The organism is Deltaproteobacteria bacterium (assembly GCA_016210005.1).
In the GTDB taxonomy this organism is placed as follows: domain Bacteria; phylum Desulfobacterota; class Binatia; order HRBIN30; family JACQVA1; genus JACQVA1.
In genome coordinates this window covers 1-6,657 of record JACQVA010000175.1, presented here as the reverse complement: position 1 = coordinate 6,657, position 6,657 = coordinate 1, and the positions used below count along the sequence as shown (strand labels likewise).

3 protein-coding genes are annotated in these 6,657 nt (G+C 66.2%); 1 reads left to right on the top strand and 2 read right to left on the bottom strand.

The window, feature by feature from the left end; all coding sequences use genetic code 11:
- The first annotated feature begins 116 nt into the window (after positions 1–116).
- Entirely contained in the window at positions 117–3,383 is a 3,267-nt protein-coding gene (locus HY699_17125; GenBank protein ID MBI4517528.1) for a fibronectin type III domain-containing protein, read from the top strand.
- A 240-nt stretch (positions 3,384–3,623) separates the two neighbouring features.
- Here the strand turns inward: HY699_17125 and recN are convergent, their stop codons facing one another.
- Positions 3,624–5,342: a DNA repair protein RecN gene (gene recN / locus HY699_17120; protein MBI4517527.1), complete on the bottom strand. Its 1,719-nt coding sequence runs from the start codon at positions 5,340–5,342 to the stop codon at positions 3,624–3,626.
- 63 nt (positions 5,343–5,405) lie between these two features.
- The gene (locus tag HY699_17115; GenBank protein MBI4517526.1) at positions 5,406–6,266 is read right to left on the bottom strand and encodes an NAD(+)/NADH kinase; all 861 of its coding nucleotides are present in this window, start codon (positions 6,264–6,266) and stop codon (positions 5,406–5,408) included.
- Between the last annotated feature and the right edge of the window lie 391 nt (positions 6,267–6,657).

The following is a 6,657-nucleotide window of genomic DNA, read 5'->3' as shown; positions in this document are numbered from 1 at the left end:
GCCGCAGCTCACTCAGTCGTGCCAGTCCCTGCGTTGCGCTGTTCTCCCTTGCCATTCGACCATCCTCCTCTCGTCGAGATGGCCGGGGAGGTTAGTCGAACGCGACGTCAGCGCGCATGCATGCTCACCGGAAGGACACCGACAACCTGACGTCCAGCACGCCGACGCCGACGCCAAACGCGAACGTCGAAGTCGGCTGCGCCGACGGAACGCGCGAGGGATTGACCGACACCGCACAGTTCCCCGACATCGCTGCATGTTCAGGCGGCTGGACCGGCCATGTGGCCAACGGTGCGGTTCTTTGCGCGCCCGGATGGGATGTGTGCACGAAAAATAGCGCTCAGATCAGAACCATCACGTTTGAAGCCGCGACGGCGTTCACGGGTTGTTTCGCATTCAATGCCGCCAACGACAACAACAGCTGTCGCGACTGCCTCGGCACCAGCGACTACGACGACATGGCCGCGGTGGGTTCGAGCTGCCCCGATCGGATGCCTAATACATCGAGCTGCCTCGCTAGTGGTCGCATCGACGCTGCGTGTTGTACGGACTTCACCTCCGGGACTGCGTGCCAATTCAAACCGGGTGTCACCACCGGTGCCGTGTGTTGCCGTTCATCCCTTTCCACGCCGACGGCGACCGTCACGCCCACGCCCACTTCAACCAAGACGCTCGTTCCGACGGCGACTCCGACACGAGCCGCAACAGCAACATCAACTCCAACGGGCACGTTCACCGCCACGCGCACGATCACGCCGACGCCAACCCCGACGCCCACACCGGCACTCGACCTTCTCGCTGACAAGCTCGAGGTAGTGCAGTCGGTGCAGGACCTCAACAACTCCGTCCCGCTGGTCGCCAACAAGCGCACCTTCGTCCGCTTTCACGTGCACTCGACCACCGGCGAGCACCAGACCACCGCGCGGCTGCGGGTGCAGCGTGGAGCGGAGGAGCCGATCTTTTTGGTGCCGCTGAATCCGAGTGGTCACATCACCGTCCGCCCGTCGCCCAATCGTGCGGTGCTTGATCACGCTTTCTTGTTTGCTCTGCCCAGCGACTTCCTCGACGGCACGGTCGCGCTCACGGCGGAGTTGAACCCGGACGACGATCCGACGGAGGCGAATCGTGCGAACAACGAAGCTTCCGCCTCAGTGACCTTCGAGGACGTGCCGCCGCAGACTCTCGTGCTCTATCGCGTCGGCTACGAGGAAGCCGGGCGGACTTACAACCCCGACGATCTCGACCGCACGCAGCTCGCCTCGTGGCTGCAACGCGCCTTCCCTATCAGCGACTTGCAGGTCATCGAACGCACTTACTTCGCCGGCCGCGGCATGCCGAGCTGTAGCGAGGTCAATGCCTACCTCGCCGCCAAACGCCTCTGGGATCTCGCCTCCGGCTACGACATCCCCGCGAACGCCCGCTACTACGGCATGGTCTACGATGCCCGCGGCCTCATGCCCGGCTGCGCTGCCGGCGTCGTCGCCGCGGGGCCCACCGGCATGCCGGACCTGATTCCGGCCTTCGCCTGGGACACCGACGGCACCTACGGCGATTGGTACGGCGCTCACCTGCTCGCCCATACCTGGGGTCGCGATCACACAGAGCCGTACACCGACGGCCGCATCAGCCCGGTGCTCAGCGGCGACGCGGCGATGTACGGCTTCGACGTCACCACGCGAGCGCTGTACGAGCCGGCGTGGAAAGACTTGATGAGCTTGCGCTCGTATCTGTGGGTCAGCGATGTGACGTACGAGGGCTTGCTGGGTGCGTTCCGGAGCGAGTCAGGCGCCACGAGTGCGGCAGTGGCACACGAATCCGCCCCCGCTCCCCGCCAACTGCTTGGTAGGACCCCTCACCTTAATCCTCTCCCCGCGGCGATGCGGGGAGAGGACAATTCCGGAGTCGGCTCTCGCCCCCTCCTTGCCAAGGAGGGGGTTGGGGGAGGTCTCGCCGATCGCTTGCTCGTGGTCGGGACGATTGAAGGGACAAGCGCGCACCTCGAACCGCTCTTCGTTGTTTCCAACGCACTGGACGTGAAGCCTGCTGTTCCCGGCGACTACACCATCGTGCTGCGCGACGACAGCGGCCCGCTGCAGACCTATGCGTTCACGCCCGACAGCGCCGCCACGGAAGACGACACGCAATTGCTTTTCATCAACGAACTGGTGCCCTACGTGGCGGGTACGACGCGCGTCGACATCACGGGACCGAGCGGCCTGCTGCACTCGGTGAGCGCCGGGCTGACTGAGCCCAGCGTGCATATTCTATCGACAGACGGTGGCTCTGCCGCGGCAGGCGGCGAGACCATCATGTTGACCTGGGAAGCCGACGATGCCGACGGTGACGACCTCTTCTTCAACGTGCAGTACAGCGCGGACAACGGCGACACTTGGGAAACCATCGAGCAAAATCTCACCGACACCAGCGTCGACATCGACTTGCGCAACCTGAGGCCGAGCAGTCAGCCACGCTTCCGCGTCCTCGCCACTGACGGCATTCACACCAGCCGAAGCGCCGAAGCCGCTTACGGCGCGCTGCCCGATTGCCCGCTCACAGTCCAGATCAACGGCGCCCCAGGCCCAATCGTCACCCTCGCAGACGGTACGCTGCCGTTGGATGCCAGTGTAGCCGACTGCCGCGGCTCGCTGGCGACGAACCGCGTCAAGCGCATCGAGTGGCTCGCCGAAGGAGTCGTGGTGGCCACCGGCAGGTCGTCCCCGAACATCCCCACCTGCGAGAGCGGCTGCCCGCTCAGCCTCGGGCTGCATACCGTTACCGTGGACGTTTACTACGACGAGCCCCAGCGGAAGGCCGGCGCCTCGATCGCTGTCGAAGTCTTGTCACAACAAGCTGTGGTAAAATGTAATACCATCGGCGGGGACGAGTGCGCACACCAGCTCGCCGCTGTGCCCACCGCGATCACCTGTCTGCCCGGCGAGGGAAGCTCGGTGGAAATCACGAACAGTCACATCCCGCCATCCCCGATTTCGTGGATCGCTAACCGGCCCGTGGGTTGGGTGGAACTTATCGGTCCGCAATGCGACGGCCAGCAGTGCACTGGCGGCAGCACACCTGCCAATGTCACCATCCGTTGCAATGCGACTGGGTTAGCCGTGGGGCGCTATACGAGCGAGGTGATCCTCAGCAGCTCCGAAACCCGCGGCCAAACAACGCGCCTTGCGGTGCACCTGGCCTGGTGCACCGGCGACTGCGGCAGCGACAACGAGGTCACGGTCGAGGAACTGGTGCAAGGGGTGAACATCGCGCTCGGCTACGCCCCGCTGGCCGATTGCCCGGTGTTCGACACCAACAATGACGCCGAGGTGACCGTCGAGGAACTGGTGGCAGGAGTGAACCACGCCCTGAACGGGTGCGGGGGATGAAGGAGTTCGTCGGGCGTCGGGTGCCGGTCCGGTGTTGGTCCACCCTGTACTCGCGTTTCGATTGGCGATGCGAACCGCGGAGACTGTGAAGAACTCGGGGGTGGAGCAATGCTCCACCCCTCAACAGTGATGCCTTCGCTCCGCCTTCCGAATCTTGAGGGCGGGAGCGGTGCTCCCGCCGCACTTCGTCGCGACCGCGGGCACCTCTTTGATTTCCTCACAGGCTCTCAATTGTAGCGCTTACGCCCCCGAGCCTTTCTGCGCCTCCTGTACCAGGCGGCGGGCGTAGCGCTCGGCCTCGCGGCCGGCCAGCGTGCCACCGAGCATGCGCGACAGCTCGGCGACGCGCTCGTCGGATGACAGTGACTTGGCGCCGGTGACGGCGCGGCCCTTGCGCACCCGCTTCTCCACCGCGAAGTGGTGGTCGGCGTGGACCGCGATCTGCGGCAGGTGGGTGATGCAGAGAATCTGGCGCGCCCGCGCCAGGGCGCGCAGGCGGCGCCCGACGGCCTCGGCCACGCTGCCGCCGATACCGGTATCGACCTCGTCGAAGATCAGCGTGTCGACTTCGCCCGCGCCCGCGGTCAGCACCTTGAGCGCGAGCATGATGCGCGACAGTTCGCCGCCGGAAGCGATCTTGGCCAATGGGCGTAGCTCTTCCCCCGGGTTGGCGTTGAGGTGGAACTCGACGCGGTCCGCCCCGCGCTCGCTCAGCCGGGCCTCGCCCAGCACGAACGGGTCTGCCGCCGCCGGCTCGCCCTTGCCCAACTCGCAAGCGAAGGCGGTGGTGAAGCGTGCGCCCTCCATTCCAAGACTCGGCAGTTCGGCCTGCATGCGCCGGGCCAGTTCGGCGGCCGCCGCGCGCCTGGCGGCGGAGAGGCCGCGTGCCGCTTGCCACGCGGCGCACGCGGCATCGGTGACGGCCTGCTGCGCCGACTCGAGGTCGGTGCCGGCAGCGGTGAGTTGTGCCAGTTCGGCGTGCAACGCCGCCAGCTGCGCCGCCAGATCATCGGCGCGGCAATTGTGCTTGCGCCCGAGGCGGCGCAGCAGCGCCAGTCGCTCATCGACCGCGGCGAGCCGCTCGGGATCGTGGCTGATACGCCCGGCGTAGCAGCGGAGCTGCAACGCGGCCTCGTCGAGTTGGGTGTGTGCGGCTTCGAGCAGGGCGGCGATTTCGCCCAGTTCCGGAGCAATCCGCGCCAGTTCGCGTAGCTGGCTGAGCACACGTGCCACCACGCCGCCGGCGGCCTCATCGCCGGAATACAACGCCGCCTCGCCCGCGCTGCAGGCCGCGCTCAGCTGCTCGGCGTGCCGCAATACCTCGCGTTCCTGCTGCAAGTGCGTCTCCTCGTCCGCCAACGGTGCCGCCGCCTCGAGCTCGGCGATTTGAAAGCGCAGCAGCTCCGCCCGCTCCCGCGCCGCCTGCCCGCCGCGGGTGAGCGCCAACAGATTGTGATGAACGGCAGTTAAGTGGTTATAGGCGGCGGCAAACTCGGCACGCGGTCCGCCTAGCCGCCCGAAGTCGTCGAGCAGTTCGAGGTGGGCATCGCTGTGCAGCAGCAATGCATACTCGTGCTGGCCGTAGATGTGCAGCAACCGCAGGCCCAACTGCGCCAGCACGCCGAGCGTGGTCAAGCTGCCGTTAAGATGAATGCGGCCTTTGCCCGAGCGGCTGATGAGCCGGCGCACGCTGAGCTCGTCGCCGGCCGGAATTCCCAGCGCGTCAACGGCCGCTTGGGTTTCAGCCGAGAGCTCGAACACCGCCTCGATCTCGGCTTCCTCCGCCCCGGTGCGAATCAGATCGGCCGATCCGCGCGTGCCGCAGAGCAACCCCAGCGCCTGCATGATCACGCTCTTGCCCGCGCCGGTCTCGCCCGTGAGCACGTTCAGCCCCGGGGCAAACTCCAGTGCCAGCTCGTCGATGATGGCAAAGTTGGCGATGCGGATCGCGCGCAGCATGGCTCTACGGCGCAACCTGCCGGGCGTTGCACCGGCTGGGCGCAGCGCCAGGCATCGAGCGCTTCACCGCTCCCCCCAGAGCAGCTTTTGGCGCAGCACGTCGAAGTAGTCACGGGCCGGTGACTGCACCAGCGCCACCATCCCGGGACCTTTGCGGATCTCGATCACATCCTCGTTCGACAACGGGTAGCCCTCCTGCCCGTCGAGCGTCATGACGAGATCCTGGTGCGTTTCCGAACGCACGGTGATGTGCACGGTCGAGGTATCCGGCAGCACCATCGGGCGGTTGGTCAGCGTATGCGGGCAGATGGGCGTGAGCACCATGACCCCGAGCGAGGGATAGACGATCGGCCCGCCCGCCGACATCGAGTACGCGGTCGAGCCGGTGGGGGTGGAAACAATCAGACCGTCGGCCTTGTAGGTGCAGACGCAGGCACCGTCGACACGGGTTTCCAGATCGATGATGCGAGCCAACGCGCCACCCTTGCTGATGACCGCGTCGTTGAGCGCATGGTAGCTGCCCATCGGCATGCCCTTGCGGTGCAAGGTGGCCGACAGGGTCATGCGCTGATCGACGCTGAACTTGCCGGCGAGGACGTCGGCCAGCACCGAGAAGAGTTCCTCGGAGGTGACCGCAGTCAGGAAACCGAGACCGCCGAGATTCACGCCCAGCACCGGCACCGCGCGCTCGTGAACGCAGCGAGCGATGCTGAGCAGCGTGCCGTCGCCGCCGAGCACGACGATGAGATCCGCCGCAGCCGCGATCTCTGCCTTCGACACACCGGGGCCGTCATACAGCTCCGGGGCGCTTTCGGCATCTATGAGCACACTGAGCCCGCGTTGGCGCAGCCAAGCGACCAGCTCACGCCCGAGCGCGGCCGCTTGCGGACGCCCGCGTTTTACCACCACCCCGATGTGGCGCATTGTCGGCTCAGCCACGGCGCGACCCTACCACACGCCACACCGGGTCTAAAGTCCGCGACTTCGGCTTTCGACCGTATTGATTCCTGCAAGAGAAATCGAAATCCAACCACAGCGGCACAGAGTGCACAGAGGACCCGCACGGAGGGGGCATTCCCGGTGGCACTCCGGAGGCGCGGCAAAAGCCCTTTGTGCGACAAGGTTTCTTCACCATGCTGGCTCGGCGTCTCACCGCGGCGCCCTCTTTACTACTATGGCCGAAAGTCTTGGCGTCGCGCGCAGATTTCCCTCCGTCATTCCCGCGAAGGCGGGAATCCATCCGGAGCCCCACCGCCCCTGGATGCCCGCCCCACGCCTTCGCGGGGGCAGGCTCTAAGGATTGCGGGCATGACGG

What these genes read in the sequence shown, in the direction of transcription:
- HY699_17125 (MBI4517528.1), top strand. Translation starts at nt 117, where the DNA reads ATGCATGCTCACCGGAAGGACACCGACAACCTGACGTCCAGCACGCCG.
- recN (MBI4517527.1), bottom strand. Translation starts at nt 5,342, where the DNA reads ATGCTGCGCGCGATCCGCATCGCCAACTTTGCCATCATCGACGAGCTG.
- HY699_17115 (MBI4517526.1), bottom strand. Translation starts at nt 6,266, where the DNA reads ATGCGCCACATCGGGGTGGTGGTAAAACGCGGGCGTCCGCAAGCGGCC.